Raw genomic sequence first — 17,021 nt, 5'->3', positions numbered from 1 at the left:
TTGCTTTATTCTGAAAACACTAATTCGTTGTGATTGTACTCTTTTTGGATTTCCAATATTTTTTCTCGGTGCGCAACTACTTCACCAATAACAATTATTGCAGGATTGGATAACTGCTGCTCCTTTGCCTTGTCCTCAATTGAAGCAACAGTACCAATTCCTATTTTTTCGTTTTCTGTGGTTCCATTTTGAATAATGGCCACAGGAATGTCTTGTTTATTCTCTTGTTGGAACAATTCCATAATCTCACCTAATTTGGACATACCCATTAGAATGACAACGGTTGCACTTGATTTTGCCGCCAAAGCCACATCACTGCTGAGCTTATGTTCTTTGGTAGTCCCTGTGATCACCCAAAAGCTTTCTGAAGACCCGCGCTTGGTTACAGGAATATTTTGCATGGCCGGAACTGAAACTGAAGAAGATAGTCCGGGTACAACTGCGACATCCAAACCGAAAGCTGCCGCATACTCCATTTCTTCAGCACCTCTACCAAATACAAAAGGGTCTCCTCCTTTAAGCCGGACCACATGTAATCCTTGCAGTGCTCTTTGAACAATCAATTCATTGATTTGCTCTTGCTGGTATCTGTAACAGCCTTTCCTTTTTCCAACAAAAATCTTTTCAGCGTTTGGTGAATACTCAAGTAATTCGGTATCAATCAAGGCATCATATAAAACCACATCAGCGCTTTGAAGAGCCTTGACTCCTTTCAATGTTATTAAATCAACATCTCCAGGCCCAGCTCCAACCACGGTAAGCTTTCCAGTTTTTCCTCCTTCAAAGGCGTGTAAATTGTTCAAGGATTCCATATTATGCTTCTTGAAGTTCAAATTGTCTATAGGCTTCGAATTTTCTCAAAACCTCTTTTGAAGTGTTTAAATAGGACTTTGCAAAATCTTCAGAAGGAGCTGTCTTGTTCATTTGCAACACCATGTCTTCAAAACTACCTTCTAGGACTACTTTATCAGTATCCACAAAAAGTTTATCAAAATCCCTGATTATACTTGAGTGGGTGTTAGTCTTGGTTTTTTCAGCTGTAAGCAATGCTTTTGCCGAATTCACCATAGATTGGTATGAATAATAGATACTTGCAGCCCATTTTCCTGCATGCAGAGCTTCCTCAGCATTGGCTATTTTTTCTTCGCTTTCAAAAAAGAGAGTTGCTACTAAATCAACAATTACACCTGCGCATTCTCCAATACCTATTTCTTTTTTGTACTTATCCGCATTTCCCCAATCGATGAAATCTTCAGCAGTCAAATTGTCCACACTGGATAAGTGTTTTAGGAAATCATAGAAATACGTTTCTCCTCTATCTGCATAATAATCCGCAAAGGACAGTCCATTTCCGTTGGCGTTAAAGTCATCCAAAATTAACCGAAGTGCCTGAGGGCCGCGTTTACTTGGTATTTTGACTACTTTATCTGCAAATCTTCCGTTTCCATTTCCAAAGTTTCCTCCTCCCAACAGAACTTGTAAAGCAGGTGCCACTAGTTTATCCTTGGTTCTAATGGACATTCCTTGAAAGCCAATATTGGCCATATTGTGTTGACCACAGGCATTCATACAACCACTTATTTTAATGACAACATCTGGGTTGCTGATGTACTGCGGGTATTCTGCCTTTATCACTCTTTCAAGCTCAGCGGCAATTCCTGTGCTGCTGGCAATACCCAAATTACAAGTATCCGTTCCTGGACAGGCTGTGATGTCCAGCGCTTTGTTATAACCCGCTTCCGTGAAGCCCAGTTTTTTCAATTCTGTGTAGAAAAAGGGTATAAGTTCTTCTTTTACATATGGAATAAGAATGTTTTGTCTTAAAGACAAGCGGATTTCCCCTGCAGCATAGTCACGCACCAGTTTGGCCAATTCCCTCGCTTTATCTGTGTAAAAATCGCCCAACAGTACTTTAATCCCTATGGCTACATATCCCTCTTGTTTTTGGGGAATTATATTCGTTGATTTCCAAGCTTCAAAATTTTCATCTTCAATGGTTTCTACAAAAGCGGTAGCGGTGTTTGCCAATTTTGGCTTTGGATAGTTTTCAACATCAATTGGGTACGATTGAATAGGTACTGCCAGTCTTTCTTCTTCCAATAAGACCTTGAAACCTTCCAATCCAATGTCTTTGAGCAAGAACTTCATCCGAGCTTTAGCGCGGCTTTTTCGCTCTCCATACCTATCAAAAACCCGGATTACCCCTTCCATTAATGGAACTATCTTTTCCGAAGGAAGAAAATCATACAAAACATCAGCGTGACGAGGTTGCGAGCCCAATCCTCCACCCAACATTATTTTAAAGCCTCTTTCTCCATTTCTGATTTTGGCGATAAAGCCCAAATCATGCATATAAGAAAGACCCGTGTCAGCATCAGTGGCGGAGAAAGAAACCTTGAATTTCCGTCCCATCTCTTGACCTATAGGGTTTCTCAAAAAGTATTCAAAAACAGCTTGTGCGTATGGAGATACATCGAAGGGTTCGTCAAGGTCTATGCCAGCAGTTTCACTGGCCGTTACATTTCGAACTGTGTTTCCGCAAGCTTCACGAAGCGTTACTTTATCTTTTTCTAATTGCGCCCATAATTCTGGAGTTCTATCTAAATCAACATAATGGATTTGAATATCCTGTCTTGTGGTGATATGTAATCTGCCTGTAGAATACTCGTCGGCCACATCGGAAATTCGCTCCAACTGATTCGAAGTAACCTTGCCATAAGGCAATTTAATCCGTATCATCTGCACACCAGGTTGTCTTTGACCATAAACACCACGGGCTAAGCGAAGACTTCTAAACTTCTCTTCGTCAATATTACCTTCCTTGAACTGGCGTATTTTTTTCTCCAACTCAATAATATCCTTCTCTACTATTGGGTTTTCAATTTCTGTTCTGAAGCTCTGCATATTACTCTTTTTTTCCTATCTGTTTAATAGGTTTTTATTCTGTCTGTATTCTGTAACATTAATTACAATGAAAGTGGATTAATTTATAAATCCTACCCCAGCCGTATTATTTGTGCGACTGTCTAAAATAATAAATGAACCATTGGTACGATGATCTTTGAAACGATCGTAGAAAATGGGTTTGTTCAATCGTAAATGCACTTTGGCGATATCATTAATTTGAAGAGCATTTATGTTTTCCTCTATGCCTGAATAATCGGGATGTATTTTATGTTCAATAGCATCGACCTTTGCCAATACTTTGTTCACCCCATGTTGCACCACATATTTTCCTCCTGTAACAAGACTGTTGGAATCCATCCATGATACCGTAGCGGTCAACTGTTTTTCAACGGTTGGCAGATCACCTGCTTTTACCAACATATCGCCCCTACTTACATTCACCTCATCTTCCAAAGTAATGGTCACCGAGGAACGCCTTGGGGCGGTCCGATATTCTTGGTCATGGAAATAAATGTTTTTGATTCGACTCTGGGTCATAGATGGCAATACTACTACTTCATCCCCTACATTCAACTCGCCTCCATATACTTTACCCGCAAATCCACGAAAATCATGGAATTCTTCCGTTTTTGGACGAATCACATACTGTACTGGAAATCTTGGCGTCCCAACATTGGATACTGCAGCCAAATCCAACCCTTCCAAATGTTCCAGTATGGTTTCTCCTGAATACCAGGGTGTATTTTGGGATTTGGAGACCACATTGTCTCCTTTTAGGGCGCTAATAGGCACAAAGGTGATTTTTTGGTCTACATAATCCCGCTTGTCCATCAATTGTTCAAAATCGAATTTAATGGCATTGTATCTTTCTTCAGAAAAATCCACTAAATCCATTTTATTGATGGCAACAATCACTTCTTTCACCCGAAGCAGATTATTGATGAAAAAGTGACGGTTTGTCTGTTCTATTACGCCTTTTCGAGCGTCAATCAAAATGATGGCGGCTTGTGATGTTGAAGCACCCGTAACCATGTTTCTGGTATATTCCACATGGCCCGGGGTATCCGCAATGATGTAACTCTTGTTGGATGTGGAAAAATAAATATGCGCCACATCTATGGTGATTCCTTGTTCTCTTTCAGCCACTAGTCCATCGGTAGCCAAAGAAAAATCAAGATAATCATACCCTTTTTGCTTACTGGTTTTCTCTATGGCTTCTAGTTTATCATCGGTCAATGATTTTGTATCATAGAGCAACCTGCCAATTAAGGTGCTTTTACCATCGTCCACACTTCCTGCCGTTGCTATTTTTAAAACTTCCATTTTGTTTTGATTGATTTATTAGAAGTACCCTTGTTGTTTTCTTTTTTCCATGGCTGCCTCGGAGCGTTTATCATCTATTCGAGCACCACGTTCCGAGATTTTTGAGTCTCGTATCTCTGAAACGACCTTTTGAATCGTATTGGCATGAGATTCCACTGCAGCCGTACACGACATATCCCCTACCGTTCTGAACCTTACCATTCTTTCTTCCACTTCTTCGTCCTCTGAGCGAAAGACTATATCATCCTCTGCTGACCAAATCAACCCATCTCGCAAGAACGTTTTTCTTTTGTGAGCAAAATAGATCGATGGTATTTCAATATTTTCTTTTTCAATGTAGCTCCATACATCCAACTCAGTCCAATTGCTGATTGGAAACACACGTACGTTCTGGCCTATTTCAATTTGCCCGTTCAACATGTCGAAAAGTTCAGGGCGTTGGTTTTTTTCATCCCACTGCCCAAAATCATCACGAACTGAGAAAATCCGTTCCTTGGCTCTTGCTTTTTCCTCATCTCTTCGGGCACCGCCAATACAGGCATCGAATTTGAATTCCTCAATGGCATCTAGGAGTGTAGTTGTCTGAAGCATATTACGACTGGCATATTTACCCGTTTCTTCAATTACTTTTCCTTCATCAATGGAATCCTGTACATTTCTTACAATCAATTCCACACCTAATTCTTCAACCAATTTATCACGAAACTCTATGGTTTCAGGGAAGTTATGTCCCGTGTCGATATGCATCAACGGAAAAGGAATTTTAGCTGGCCAGAAGGCTTTTTGCGCTAAACGGACCAAGGTGATGGAATCCTTACCTCCCGAAAAGAGCAACACGGGTTTTTCAAACTGGGCCGCTACTTCTCTAATTATATAAATGGCTTCATGCTCTAAAGCATTAGCATTTGGTCTATCCACTAATTTGGCAACCTTGGGTTCTTTTATTTTTTCTAAAACTGTGTTCACTTTGTATTGATTTAGGTGTGTAACCCGCATTCTCTATTTTCCAAAACCTTAGTCGGGTCAAAATATTTATGTTCATTGGGCAATCCGAGTTGCTCCAAGTAGGCATCCAATTGTGTATCGCTCCAATAGTAAAAAGGGCTAACTTTTAGCACGCCATCCTTACTAAGGCTCAATATGTCCAATGAGTCTCGATGTGCTGTTTGCCCATTGCGAAGATTTGTGAACCAAACATCTGGTTTGTGTTCTTGCATGGCCCGTTTGAATGGTTCCAATTTTACTTGCTCTGTAAAAACAGCATGTTTTGGATCATCAATTTGAGGTATGCCCATTATTGCATCCCGATGCGCCGCACTTTGTTTGGGAACGTATAATTTGATATTCAATCCAAAGCGAGTAATCAAATCCTCTGCATGTCTATAGGTGTTTGGTGTATTGTATCCTGTATCGCACCAAATGACCGGTATATCTATATCGGCATAAGTAACTGCGTTTAAAATTGCTACTTCATAAGGTCTAAAATTGGTAGTCACCACTGGAGACTTTGCGTATTGTAGGGCCCACTCAACAATAGTTTGGGGGTCAGATTTCCTAAACTTTTGATTTAATTCAATTATTTCCTTCTCAGTTATTGCCATAAGCTCATTCTTTATCTTCCCCAATTGATTCGATTCCAAATTCTTTCATGAAAAAAGTAGAGCACCATTTTGGTTACCAACTCCACCATACCTATCGAAAAAGCCAACGAAAGTGTTCCAGTGATTATCCATGAAATCAATATGGTATCCAGCGTACCTACAATTCTCCAACTAACGGATTTGGCAATACTACGTTTTGGTTTTTCGGAGGTTTTGTCTTTGCTATAAGTAGCCTTAGCTTCGTTATTATTGACTAAAAGTTGGTCTGCAATCATGTTTTTCTAATTTCCTATGGATTTAATAGGTTAATCAAAAATAGAAGTATTTATTAAAGCAAATCGTTAAAACATAGATAAAATTATAATTATCCTATAGTTTTAGTAGATTATTAAATAAATATTGAAAAGTTTATCAAATTCTTATCCCAATCAGCTTTTAAGAAAAATTCTCTCAAGAAATCAAGTCGGCAAGGGTATTATTTCTGTATACTTCCAGTGCACTATCCCTAACTTGGAGCATTAATTTATTCACGGAACATTTATTTTCATCCGGACAATCATCACATTTTTCATAGAAGTTAAGGCTTACACAAGGAATCATGGCAATAGGTCCCTCAAGCACACGCATTACTGAAGTCATGGGAATGTCTTTGGGGTCTTTGATTAAGTAATAACCGCCTCCTTTGCCTTTTTTTGAGCCAAGAAACCCATTGCGACGTAGCGTAAGTAAAATACTCTCCAAGAACTTCTGTGAAATGTTTTCGTGTTTTGCAATCTCGGCGATTTGCACCGGAGTTTTGCTATCTATTGAAGCTAGATATGTTAGGGCTTTAAGACCATATTTTGTCTTCTTGGAGAGCATCTCACGAATATAGGGAAAATTAGCTAGTACCCTATTTCATGGATAGCTATCCTAGCGCATGTTCGATATCCGAAATAATATCATCAATATGTTCCAGTCCAACGGAAACACGTACCATCCCATCAGTAATACCTACGGATTGCCTTTCTTCAGGACTCAACTTGCTATGTGTTGTGGATGCCGGATGGGTCACTATGCTTCGGGAATCTCCCAAATTCGCGGACAGTGATAAAAGCTGTATTCCATCAAAAAACTTTTTCCCGGCTTCCAATCCTCCTTTTACTTCAAAAGCTACAACACACCCACCCGCTTTCATTTGCTTTTTGGCAAGATTATATTTAGGATGAGATTTAAGAAACGGATATTTAACCCAGTTAACCTTGGAATGGTCTTCCAAAAAAGTAGCCAATTGCAAGGCATTGGAACAATGTCTATCCACACGAAGTGCCAGGGTTTCCAGACTTTTGGATAAGACCCATGCATTGAATGGAGAAAGGGCTGGGCCTGTGATTCTGGAAAAACGATAAATCTTATCAATGAGTTCGGAGCTTCCAACAGTGATTCCCGCAAGTACCCTTCCTTGACCATCCATTAATTTGGTTCCTGAATGGATTATTAAATCTGCGCCAAATTTTATAGGTTGTTGTAGATAAGGAGAGGCAAAACAGTTATCGATAATCAAAATTAAATTATGTTTTCTAGCAATAGCTGCCAGGGCTTCCAAATCCAAGATATCTACTCCGGGATTCGTAGGTGACTCGGCATAAATGACCTTGGTATTGGATTGAAAGAGATTACCAACACTATCTAAATCGTTTATGTCAAAATAGCTGGTAGAAATATTCCATTTTGGGAAAAACTGGGTGAATAAACTATGTGTAGAACCAAAAATGCTTTTTGCCGAAATGATATGGTCACCACTATTCAACAAGGCGGCAAAGGTTGAGAATACCGCAGCCATTCCCGAAGCAAAGGCAAAACCACTCTCTGCGCCTTCCATTTTACAGACCTTTTCGATGAATTCCGAAGAATTTGGGTTAGAATATCTTGAGTAAATATTCCGATTTTTTTCCTCCGCAAAGGATGCCCTCATATCCTCCGCATCTTCAAACACAAAACTGGAAGTAAGATACATAGGCACAGAGTGTTCTAAGAATTGGGTCCGTTCCAACTGTGTTCGTATTGCTTCCGTTTCGAATTTATTGTTCTTCATGATTACGCTTTTTCAGCAATTCGTAAAATATCGCCAAAAACTCCTCTGGCAGTTACAGCAGCCCCTGCTCCCGCACCTTGTATTACCAAAGGATTTTCTCCGTAGGATTCTGTGTAAATCTTTATAATTGAATCTGAGCCTTTAACTTGGCCCAAAGCACTTTCTTTAGGAACCGATACTAATTTTGCTTCCAGAACCCCTTTCTCCTGCTGCAAATCACCATGTAAGTCTCCTATATATCGCAGTACGTAACCAGATTTCTGATTTTCCTTGAGCTGATCATACTTTTCATCCATAACCGTTACGTTGTCCAAAAAGTCATTTAAAGTAATTGCTTGCAACTGTTTTGGGATAAGATTATCTATTGCGATATCTCTAAACTCATTTTGAAGGTCCAACTCCCTAGCTAAAATCAATAATTTTCTGCCCACATCGTTTCCAGATAAATCCTCACGCGGGTCAGGTTCGGTATATCCTTTTTCTTTTGCTTCGAGCACTACTTGGGAAAAAGAGACATCCGTCTCTGAAAATGTATTGAAAATATAGCTCAAAGACCCGGAAAACACTCCTTTGATTCTGGTAATGTTCTCTCCGGAAAGGTGAAGTAACTTAATTGTATCAATTAGTGGTAAACCTGCTCCTACATTGGTTTCATACAAATATTGTTTTTTATTTTCGCTAAGATTGCTTCGAATAGCTTTGTAAAAACCAAAATCTAAGGTATTGGCAATTTTGTTGGAGGATACCAAATCAAATCCATGTTCGATAAGCTTTTCGTACTGGGAAACAAAAGTCTCACTAGCTGTATTGTCGACAGCAATCAAATTTTCCAAATGATTCTGTTCAGCATATTCAATCACATTTTCAATTGTGTATGCTTCACCTTGTTGCTTTAGTTTTTCTTTCCATTGTTCGTTTATCCCTTTGGAATCCAAAAGTACTTTCTTGGAATTCGCTACTGCAAACACTCTTAGGTCAATTCCTTTTCTTGATTCTATCTTTTCTTCCGAATTTAATATTTGGTCTATTAACGTTCCACCCACATTACCATGTCCAAAAACGGCCAGATTCATTCGTTTAGATACGCCAAAAATTTGTCCATGGATTACATTTAATGCTTTATGCAAATCCGACTTTTCCACCACTAAGCTCACATTCCTACCGGTAACAGTATTATTGAAAAGCAGCGGGGTTATTTGATTTTTTATTAAAGCATTAAAAGGTTTATGAAAGTTTCCTAAATCCATTCCTATTATGGAGATGACCGAAACATCCTTATTTACAGAAATTTGGCTGACATCCTGAAAACTGTAATCCGTTTCAAATTCCTCATCAAGAACTTTTTTTGCTTTTTGAGCCTTTGAAGCATCCACTACCAAACCGATTCCCCGTTCCGAAGAACCTTGCGAAATTATTCCGACATTAATATTATTCCGTCCCAAGGTTTTAAAAATTCGAGCGTCCACACCAACTTTTCCCAATAGTCCCCTACCTTCCAAATAGACCAACGACATGTCCTCTTGTATGGAAAGCGATTTGATACCTTCATCACTGGGGTTCGCTTCAATCCGAGTACCTGGACTATCCGAGTTGAAGGTATTCTTAATGGTCAACGGAATGTTTTTCTCAATTAAAGGAACGATAGTCTTTGCATGGAGAATGGTAGCACCAAAATTTGCGAGCTCATTGGCCTCCTCATACGAAATGGAATCGATAAGCTTAGCTTCTGGTACCAAATCGGGATTGGCTGTAAATATTCCATCAACATGAGTATAATTCACAAGCTCCTGAGCATCTAAAAAATTGGCCAACAAGGCTGCGGTGTAATTGGTGCCATTTCGCCCCAATGTGGTGGTCACTCCATTGCTATTGGAGGCGATAAAGCCCGTAACAACAGGTAGCACATCTTGCTTCAGATTTTTGAAGACTCGAATCGTATTCTCTTTGGATTGATGCTGATTGACCTTTGCATTGGTAAAAGCATCATCTGTTTTTATCAACTCCCTTGAATCCAACAATTGTGCGTTAACCCCTTGTGAAACAAGCAAGCTAGTCACTACTTTTCCAGAAATCAACTCACCATACGACAAAAGCTCATCTTTGGTCTTGGGGCTGTAATCTGCTGTGAGCGAAACACCATCCAAAATCCTTTTGATTGCCTTAAACTCTGCAGTAATATCAATATTATCTAAACCATTTTGCTGATAACTAGAAAAATTGGAGAAATCTTCTTCATAGTCCTTACCTTTTGAAGCGTTCTTCAACATTTTCTCCAGTTCGTCTGTTGCCTTTCCTCTTGCAGAAAGCACAACTACTATGTTCTCCTTGCCATTTGCCCTATTTTTCACAATGTCCAGAACATGTTCCAATCCCTTTCCATTCGCCAATGATTTGCCACCAAATTTCAAAATTTTAGGGCGCTCTGTTTTTTTGTTTTGATTGAAAACGGGCTCTAAAAGTTTTTCCAATTGTTGAAACTCCATCAAAAAAGCATCATGACCATGCAAAGATTGAACCTCGCCATAAGTGACATTAGTGTTCGCCAATGCCAATTTCCTGTAAGTCTCCTTATTCTCTTCCGCTGTGAAAAACAAGTCTGAATTTACCCCTATGATATGGATTTGTGTATTGCTATTTTCCAACTTTTCAAAAGCCTCTTCTCCGTTTCTGGTTATGTCAATGGTTTTGAGCAGTTGATTCATCAACTTATAAGCAGATAGCTGAAATCTCTCCTGCAATTTCTTTCCATGATGCATTAACCAGCTTTCTACATTGAACACCTGAAGTTCTTCGTTAGTGGTTCTTTTAAAACGCTCTTTGAAAGATGCTGGTGTTCGATAACATAGCATAGCATGCATTCGGGCGTCATGGACAGGTTCTTTGGAATTTATTAGAATTTGCTCCTGAATTTGGCAATTAGCTATCAACCAATCTGTAGATTTCCAATCTGAAGCGACTGGTATCAAATGCTCGGTAATTTCTGGATTCAGTGTGGCCATTTCCCATGCCAGACCTCCTCCCAAAGAACCTCCAATTATTGCAAAAAGACGTTCAATTTTAAGCTGTTCCAGCCCAAGAAGGAAGATTCTTGCAATATCCCCGGCAACAAAGTCTTTATAATTTTCAATCACAAAACCATCGTAGCCATTACCAGGAATGTTAAAAGCAAGAACTGTATATTTTAGGGTATCAATACACTTGCCTTCCCCAATCAAATCAGACCACCAACCGGTATCCCCTGTAACATTGGAGTTTCCCGTCAGCGCATGATTTACGAGTACTATGGAAGCACAGTACAGTGGCAAGCCAAAGACCTCATAAGACAGCTTTATGTCCTGTTCACTTCCCGAATGGGTGACAAAGTTCTTTATATCCAAATGATGCAGCATGCAGCTTTATTTATTCAGTAGTTTTTATAGCTTCAAAGGCTTGTTTCAAATCAGCCTTTAGGTCATCCAGATTTTCCAGTCCAACGGACAAACGAATCAAGTCCTGCGTGACCCCTGCACTTGCCTGTTCTTCTTCGGCCAATTGTTGGTGCGTTGTGCTCGCTGGATGGATAATCAAGGATTTGGTATCTCCGATATTGGCCAATAGGGAAAATATTTTTGTGGCATCAGTCAATCTTTTGGCAGCCTCAAAACCTCCTTTTACACCAAAGGTCACCAAGCCACTCTGTCCATTGGGCAAATATTCTTGAGCCAATTCGTAGTATTCGTTTCCTTTAAGTCCAGGGTAATTTACCCAAGCTACCTCATCCCTATCCTGCAACCATTCTGCCAAAGCCAAGGCACTTTCACTATGCTGTTTGATTCGGACGGGCAGGGTTTCCAATCCCTGAATAATCTGAAATGCATTGGTAGGACTCAGAGCACCCCCAAAATCACGTAGCCCCTCCAAAATCAACTTAAAGGTAAATGCCGCAGCACCCAGCGCCTCACTATATACTAGACCGTGGTATCCTGATGAAGGCTCTGTAAACTCAGGAAACTTCCCATTGGTCCAATCAAAGGTACCAGCATCTATAATGGCACCTCCTAAGGCTGTACCGTTACCGTTGATATACTTTGTGAGTGAATGAATTACCAGGTTTGCCCCATGTTCAATGGGATTCAATAAACCGGGGGTAGCAACAGTATTGTCCACAATAAAAGGTACCTGGGCCGCTTTAGCTTCTTTGGAAATTCCTTTTAAATCCAGCACGTCCAATTTTGGATTACCCAGGGATTCCACAAAAAAGGCCCTGGTATTGTCTTGCACTGCCTTTCCAAAATTTGAAGGGTCAGCTGGGTCTACAAAAGTGGTAGTGATGCCCAACCTAGGTAAGGTTACGTTCAATAAGTTGAATGTTCCCCCATACAGACTGCTTGATGCCACAATATGATCACCAGCTTTTAAAAGCGTCATTAATCCTGTGGAAATCGCAGCTGTTCCAGATGCAAAAACTACGGCCCCTATACCTCCTTCAATTGCAGCTAATCTTTCCTGTAAAACTTGATTTGTAGGGTTATTTAGTCTTGTGTAAATGAAACCCAGTTCGGCCAACGAAAATAAGTTAGCCGCATGATCCGTGTCATTAAAGACATAGGAGGTGGATTGATAAATAGGTACCGCTCTTGTGCCTTGCGTGTGGTTTGTGTCGTGACCTGCATGTAATGCGTTGGTCGCTAATTTGTGTTCACTCATGATTTTAGTTTTTTAATTAATTCCATCGATTAAAAAAGCCAAACCTTCTCTACAAACGAAGTAGAAAAGTAAAATCAAAAAGTTATAAGAAAGTGAATCGAAAATATCGATTGTTGTTATCTATTCCTATTTCAGTTTCGGTCTTTGCCGTCTTGAGGTCCTGAAACAAGTTCAGGACAAGGATAGAATTTAGCACCTTCTTGCAAAGTAGCAAGGGTTGCTAAGGCTTCGTAGGGTCTATTCCCTCCACCTTTCTTGATAACTATTCAATACGTGTTTGAACTTGTGATACAAAGATTAAGTTAGATTTTTCTAAAATCCTAATGTTTTGGGGAAATTTTGTAGAACCGCAAGTCTTTACTTCATCTCCCGATACAAAAAGAAAGATGAGTTAAACTGTTAGTATTTGTAATGGTACCTTCCCCAATTAGAACATTTTAAACATAGTCGTTACTAACTGTCCTCCATAATTTGGTGAATTTAAACATAGTAGCTGCTTTGACTCCTTTACTTTTAAATAGAAGGGAGCTTTGCACAAATTCACACCACTTTGTTTTCGTAATCTAGTACCCTGCCCAGAGATGATATCAATGTTGGGAGTAAATTTTTCAGAGGGTAGATGTTCGGTTAAAACTATGTATTGATAATCATAAAGTTTAGCTACTATACTTTTTATTTCCGAATTGGATAAATGTTGCAATACTTGTCTTAGGATAATACAATCGGCAGTTGGAAGATTGTCATTAACTATATCCAAACAGTAGAATTCTAAATTTGGATATTGGTATTTGTTTCGGTTGAATTCAATCAGGTCACTGACAATATCTATGGCAATATACTTCTTCGTAAAGTTTACCAGTTGCCAACCTACGTTAAAATCTCCACAACCCATATCAATTACGGTCAATGGCCTTTCAAAAGACTTTAAAAGCGATTGAATGCTATCCACATAGGGCTTGACCAATCCTGGAAGGTGAGACCCTTCACCGGAATAGAAACCTTCTTCATTGTCACCCCAGAGTTTGGCCTTATAGATTTGCTCCATTACCGCTTTTGTAGGCCACGGTTTTTTTACCTTCTTGATGACGTCAGTTTTCATTCCAAAACAGAAAACTCAATACTGGAATCGGTGAAAACCGTGTGGGTTTGTGTTTTGAAATCCTCTTCCTTGGCCTTAAAGATATTATCCACATAGGTCTGCGGATTTAAATCTATCAATGGGAACCAAGTACTCTGTATTTGAATTTGAAGTTTATGTCCTTTTTTTATGGTATGAAAAACATCTTGTAGTTTGATGTTTACAGAGGTTTTTTGGTTCGGTTGAAAAGGCTCAGGTTCTGAAAAGCTGTTGCGGAAACGACCTCGCATTACTTCACTGCGGACCATAAGGTGGTAATTAGATAGCTTTAAATGGTCCTGCATTTCTTCATTGGTTTCAACATCATCAGGATGCACATCTATTACTTTAACAATCCAATCCGCTGCTGTACCGGTAGTGGCCACATTCAATTTGGCCATAATGTCTCCCGCCAATGTGAAGTCTTCTTCCATAACCTCAGTTTCAAAAACCAGCACATCGGAACGACGTGCGGCAAACCTTTGGTCATCCGTCATATATTTTCTTGGAGTGAAAACCGTCTTGATATCCTCAGAATAAGGCACAGGTTTTTTCACGTCACTAATGAATTTTATCTCAGAAGTACCTTTATGTTCTTCCGTCAATTCTTGATTCTCGGAAAGGAAAAAGGTTTTTTTAGTGCGTTGTTTTGGAGGCCAGGTGTCTAAAGCAGCCCATTCTTTACTACCTGAATCAAAAACATAGGCTTCAGGAAGACCTGTATTTCCATCCCCCTCACCTTTTAAAAAATGATTGAAAAACTTGGTTTCAATTTTTTCTTGAAAAAACTCCGAAATTGAATCCCCAAAATAATAGTTTCCAACAGCATTTCTGCCTTTTCTTCTGGCCCAAGCACCATGGTCCCAAGGTCCAAAAACCATGGTATTGTAATTTCCTTCGTTGTATTTTTCAATGTTCTTGTAGGTTTCCAATGGACCGTACAAATCTTCTGCATCAAACCATCCTCCAACTACCATGGTCGCTACATGACTCTTAACGTTCTTTAAATGCTGAATAAGTCCTTTGCTTTGCCATACTTCATCATAATTGGGATGCTCTTTCAATTCATTCCAGAAAAAATCGTCTGTCAAACCTTCAGGTCTAATTTTTGGCGTATCGGCAGTTTCGTATTCAAAAAAGGAATTCAGGTTCTCCAAGGATCCTGAATCCAAGAAAAACTGATATTGGTCTTCCGTACCGATATCTGGTAGGGTATACCAAGCTGTGTCAATAGGACTGTCGTTGTTCGGCCTTGGAGTTCCGAAGAGCGATGTTGCTCTAAAATAACTCAACAAATAGGCTCCATTGTGATGAAAATCATCAAAAAAGAAATCTCCAATACATGCTTGGGGTGAAGCCGCTTTTAAGGCAGGATGCGCATCCACGGTGGCATACGTGGCGTAAAAACCAGGGTATGAAATACCCCAAACCCCTACTTTTCCATTGTTGTTTTCCACATTGTTCACTAGCCACTCAATGGTATCATAGGTATCTGAACTTTCATCCACATCCTCATTGGATTGCTTATTGGGAATGTACGCTCGCATGTTATCGTAATGTCCTTCACTCATCCATCGACCACGCACATCTTGATACACGATGATATTTCCTTCTTGCATTAAATGAATATTAGGACCAATTTGTTTCCTGAACTCATCCTTGCCATAAGGTCTTGAACTATAAGGAGTTCGCTGCATCAAAATTGGATACTCTTTGGAGGCATCCTTGGGAGAATAGATGGTAGTGTGCAATTTCACACCGTCCCGCATTTCTATATCGACTTCTTTCTTCGTGTAATTTTGGGCAACATAATTCTCTTCAACAACCTCTTTTTGGATTGTTTTCTTACAGGAAGAAACAACAGCCGAAAACAAAAATAATGTAAGGAAAAAGCGGAAAGTAAACTTCATGTTCAAATTGAATTTTTGAGTTGCCTAAAGCTACGAAGAAATATAATTTTAGTTAGACCGAAAAAAGCGTTTCTAGGATAAATCAAAAGCAGCTTTTACTTCTTGAATCATATCTAATTTTTCCCAGGTAAAGAGTTCTATTTCTTTTTCCACTTTACCATTGTAAGGCGATTCGAAAACTTTCGTTACGGTTCTTGGTGTTTTGCCCATATGACCATACGCTGCAGTTTCCAAATACATGGGGTTTCTAAGTTTTAATCTTTCCTCTATGGCAAATGGGCGCATATCAAACAATTCTGAGGCTTTTCTGGCAATCTCACCATCGTTCATATTCACATTGGCCGTACCATAGGTATCCACAAAGATTGATGTAGGTTCTACTACTCCAATGGCATAGCTTACTTGCACCAATATTTCATTGGCCACCCCTGCAGCAACCAAGTTTTTGGCAACGTGTCGCGCTGCATAGGCGGCACTTCGGTCTACTTTACTTGGATCCTTTCCGCTAAAAGCCCCACCACCATGAGCACCCTTTCCTCCATAGGTATCCACAATAATTTTACGTCCTGTTAGTCCTGCATCGCCATGAGGGCCTCCAATAACAAACTTTCCTGTTGGATTGATGTGATAGATAATTCCATCCGTAAACAAATCTTGAATTTCTGAAGGAAGAAGTGCTTTCACCTTAGGGATAACCACCTCGATGACATCTTTTTTGATTTGCTCCAACATTTGGTCATCAGAATCAAACTCATCATGTTGCGTGGAAACTACAATAGTATCGATTCTTTGTGGTACGTTATCGTCCGAATACTCAATGGTAACTTGAGCTTTGGCATCAGGCCGGAGATAAGAAATTTCCTTTCCATCTTTACGCATGTCTGCCAATACTTGTAAAATCTTATGTGAGATATCCAAGGCCAAAGGCATGTAGTTCTCTGTTTCCTTGGTGGCATATCCAAACATCATTCCTTGATCACCGGCCCCTTGTTCTTCCTTATTACCTCTATCTACACCTTGGTTAATGTCTTGCGATTGCTCATGAATCAACGAAATTACTCCACAAGAATCTCCACTAAATTGATATTCCCCTTTAGTGTACCCAATCTGATTGATAACCTCGCGAGCAATTTGCTGAACATCTAAATACGTATTGCTCTTCACTTCTCCTGCTAAAACAACTTGTCCTGTGGTTACCAAAGTCTCACAGGCCACTTTGCTTTCTGGGTCAAAGGCCAGAAAATTATCTAAAAGTGAGTCACTGATTTGATCAGCAATTTTGTCAGGGTGTCCTTCGCTTACGGATTCGGATGTAAATAAATATGGCATTCAGAATTTGTTTTTACAAAAAAGATTTGACGAATGCCCTGAAGAAAGTTTACTTCACTTTTTAGCATTTTTTT

General features: G+C 39.6%; 13 protein-coding genes and 1 riboswitch. All 13 genes read right to left on the bottom strand.

Translation table 11 applies throughout. The features are described from left to right. Positions 1–5: 5 nt before the first annotated feature. The 13 genes from cobA to metK all read right to left on the bottom strand — a co-directional run bounded on the left by cobA (position 6) and on the right by metK (position 16,947). The gene (cobA, locus tag ACOKFD_RS17500; protein ID WP_422859085.1) at positions 6–812 is read right to left on the bottom strand and encodes a uroporphyrinogen-III C-methyltransferase; all 807 of its coding nucleotides are present in this window, start codon (positions 810–812) and stop codon (positions 6–8) included. Between the two features lies 1 nt (position 813). After that, complete coding sequence (locus ACOKFD_RS17495) at positions 814–2,904, bottom strand: HEPN domain-containing protein (RefSeq protein WP_422859084.1); 2,091 nt, start codon at positions 2,902–2,904, stop codon at positions 814–816. Positions 2,905–2,982: 78 nt separating this feature from the next. Beyond that, positions 2,983–4,230 carry a sulfate adenylyltransferase subunit 1 gene (locus ACOKFD_RS17490; protein WP_422859083.1) on the bottom strand — a complete coding sequence of 416 codons (1,248 nt, stop codon included), beginning with the start codon at positions 4,228–4,230 and terminating at the stop codon, positions 2,983–2,985. 18 nt (positions 4,231–4,248) lie between these two features. Then, on the bottom strand, positions 4,249–5,148 hold the full coding sequence (gene cysD / locus ACOKFD_RS17485; RefSeq protein WP_422861032.1) for a sulfate adenylyltransferase subunit CysD: 900 nt from the start codon (positions 5,146–5,148) through the stop codon (positions 4,249–4,251). Between the two features lie 59 nt (positions 5,149–5,207). Beyond that, positions 5,208–5,831: a phosphoadenosine phosphosulfate reductase family protein gene (locus ACOKFD_RS17480; protein ID WP_422859082.1), complete on the bottom strand. Its 624-nt coding sequence runs from the start codon at positions 5,829–5,831 to the stop codon at positions 5,208–5,210. Between the two features lie 11 nt (positions 5,832–5,842). Continuing rightward, entirely contained in the window at positions 5,843–6,106 is a 264-nt protein-coding gene (locus ACOKFD_RS17475; protein ID WP_299000496.1) for a DUF2061 domain-containing protein, read from the bottom strand. 175 nt (positions 6,107–6,281) lie between these two features. Continuing rightward, entirely contained in the window at positions 6,282–6,692 is a 411-nt protein-coding gene (locus ACOKFD_RS17470; RefSeq protein WP_422859081.1) for an RrF2 family transcriptional regulator, read from the bottom strand. 46 nt (positions 6,693–6,738) lie between these two features. Next, the gene (locus tag ACOKFD_RS17465; RefSeq protein WP_422859080.1) at positions 6,739–7,905 is read right to left on the bottom strand and encodes a trans-sulfuration enzyme family protein; all 1,167 of its coding nucleotides are present in this window, start codon (positions 7,903–7,905) and stop codon (positions 6,739–6,741) included. A gap of 2 nt (positions 7,906–7,907) precedes the next feature. Continuing rightward, positions 7,908–11,294, bottom strand: a complete 3,387-nt coding sequence (thrA, locus tag ACOKFD_RS17460; RefSeq protein WP_422859079.1) for a bifunctional aspartate kinase/homoserine dehydrogenase I — start codon at positions 11,292–11,294, stop codon at positions 7,908–7,910. 10 nt (positions 11,295–11,304) lie between these two features. Next, positions 11,305–12,591, bottom strand: a complete 1,287-nt coding sequence (locus ACOKFD_RS17455; RefSeq protein ID WP_422859078.1) for an O-acetylhomoserine aminocarboxypropyltransferase/cysteine synthase family protein — start codon at positions 12,589–12,591, stop codon at positions 11,305–11,307. A 144-nt stretch (positions 12,592–12,735) separates the two neighbouring features. Beyond that, a riboswitch (SAM riboswitch) is annotated at positions 12,736–12,856 on the bottom strand. Positions 12,857–13,018: 162 nt separating this feature from the next. Beyond that, positions 13,019–13,690, bottom strand: coding sequence for a class I SAM-dependent methyltransferase (locus ACOKFD_RS17450; protein ID WP_422859077.1), 672 nt, complete (start codon positions 13,688–13,690; stop codon positions 13,019–13,021). Beyond that, positions 13,687–15,618, bottom strand: coding sequence for a CocE/NonD family hydrolase (locus tag ACOKFD_RS17445; protein WP_422859076.1), 1,932 nt, complete (start codon positions 15,616–15,618; stop codon positions 13,687–13,689). The genes ACOKFD_RS17450 and ACOKFD_RS17445 overlap by 4 nt, the downstream gene beginning before the upstream one ends. 72 nt (positions 15,619–15,690) lie before the next feature. After that, positions 15,691–16,947, bottom strand: a complete 1,257-nt coding sequence (gene metK, locus ACOKFD_RS17440) for a methionine adenosyltransferase (protein WP_422859075.1) — start codon at positions 16,945–16,947, stop codon at positions 15,691–15,693. Positions 16,948–17,021: the final 74 nt, after the last annotated feature.

It is taken from the genome of Flagellimonas ulvae (assembly GCF_049333175.1).
GTDB lineage: Bacteria > Bacteroidota > Bacteroidia > Flavobacteriales > Flavobacteriaceae > Flagellimonas.
Note: the sequence above shows the minus strand (reverse complement) of the source record. Positions and strands in the feature narration are given on the sequence as shown.

Bases quoted from the DNA above. Each gene is read 5' to 3' on its own strand.
- cobA (WP_422859085.1), bottom strand. From the start codon at position 812: ATGGAATCCTTGAACAATTTACACGCCTTTGAAGGAGGAAAAACTGGA.
- ACOKFD_RS17495 (WP_422859084.1), bottom strand. From the start codon at position 2,904: ATGCAGAGCTTCAGAACAGAAATTGAAAACCCAATAGTAGAGAAGGAT.
- ACOKFD_RS17490 (WP_422859083.1), bottom strand. From the start codon at position 4,230: ATGGAAGTTTTAAAAATAGCAACGGCAGGAAGTGTGGACGATGGTAAA.
- ACOKFD_RS17480 (WP_422859082.1), bottom strand. From the start codon at position 5,831: ATGGCAATAACTGAGAAGGAAATAATTGAATTAAATCAAAAGTTTAGG.
- ACOKFD_RS17475 (WP_299000496.1), bottom strand. From the start codon at position 6,106: ATGATTGCAGACCAACTTTTAGTCAATAATAACGAAGCTAAGGCTACT.
- ACOKFD_RS17470 (WP_422859081.1), bottom strand. From the start codon at position 6,692: ATGCTCTCCAAGAAGACAAAATATGGTCTTAAAGCCCTAACATATCTA.
- ACOKFD_RS17465 (WP_422859080.1), bottom strand. From the start codon at position 7,905: ATGAAGAACAATAAATTCGAAACGGAAGCAATACGAACACAGTTGGAA.
- thrA (WP_422859079.1), bottom strand. From the start codon at position 11,294: ATGCTGCATCATTTGGATATAAAGAACTTTGTCACCCATTCGGGAAGT.
- ACOKFD_RS17455 (WP_422859078.1), bottom strand. From the start codon at position 12,591: ATGAGTGAACACAAATTAGCGACCAACGCATTACATGCAGGTCACGAC.
- ACOKFD_RS17450 (WP_422859077.1), bottom strand. From the start codon at position 13,690: ATGAAAACTGACGTCATCAAGAAGGTAAAAAAACCGTGGCCTACAAAA.
- ACOKFD_RS17445 (WP_422859076.1), bottom strand. From the start codon at position 15,618: ATGAAGTTTACTTTCCGCTTTTTCCTTACATTATTTTTGTTTTCGGCT.
- metK (WP_422859075.1), bottom strand. From the start codon at position 16,947: ATGCCATATTTATTTACATCCGAATCCGTAAGCGAAGGACACCCTGAC.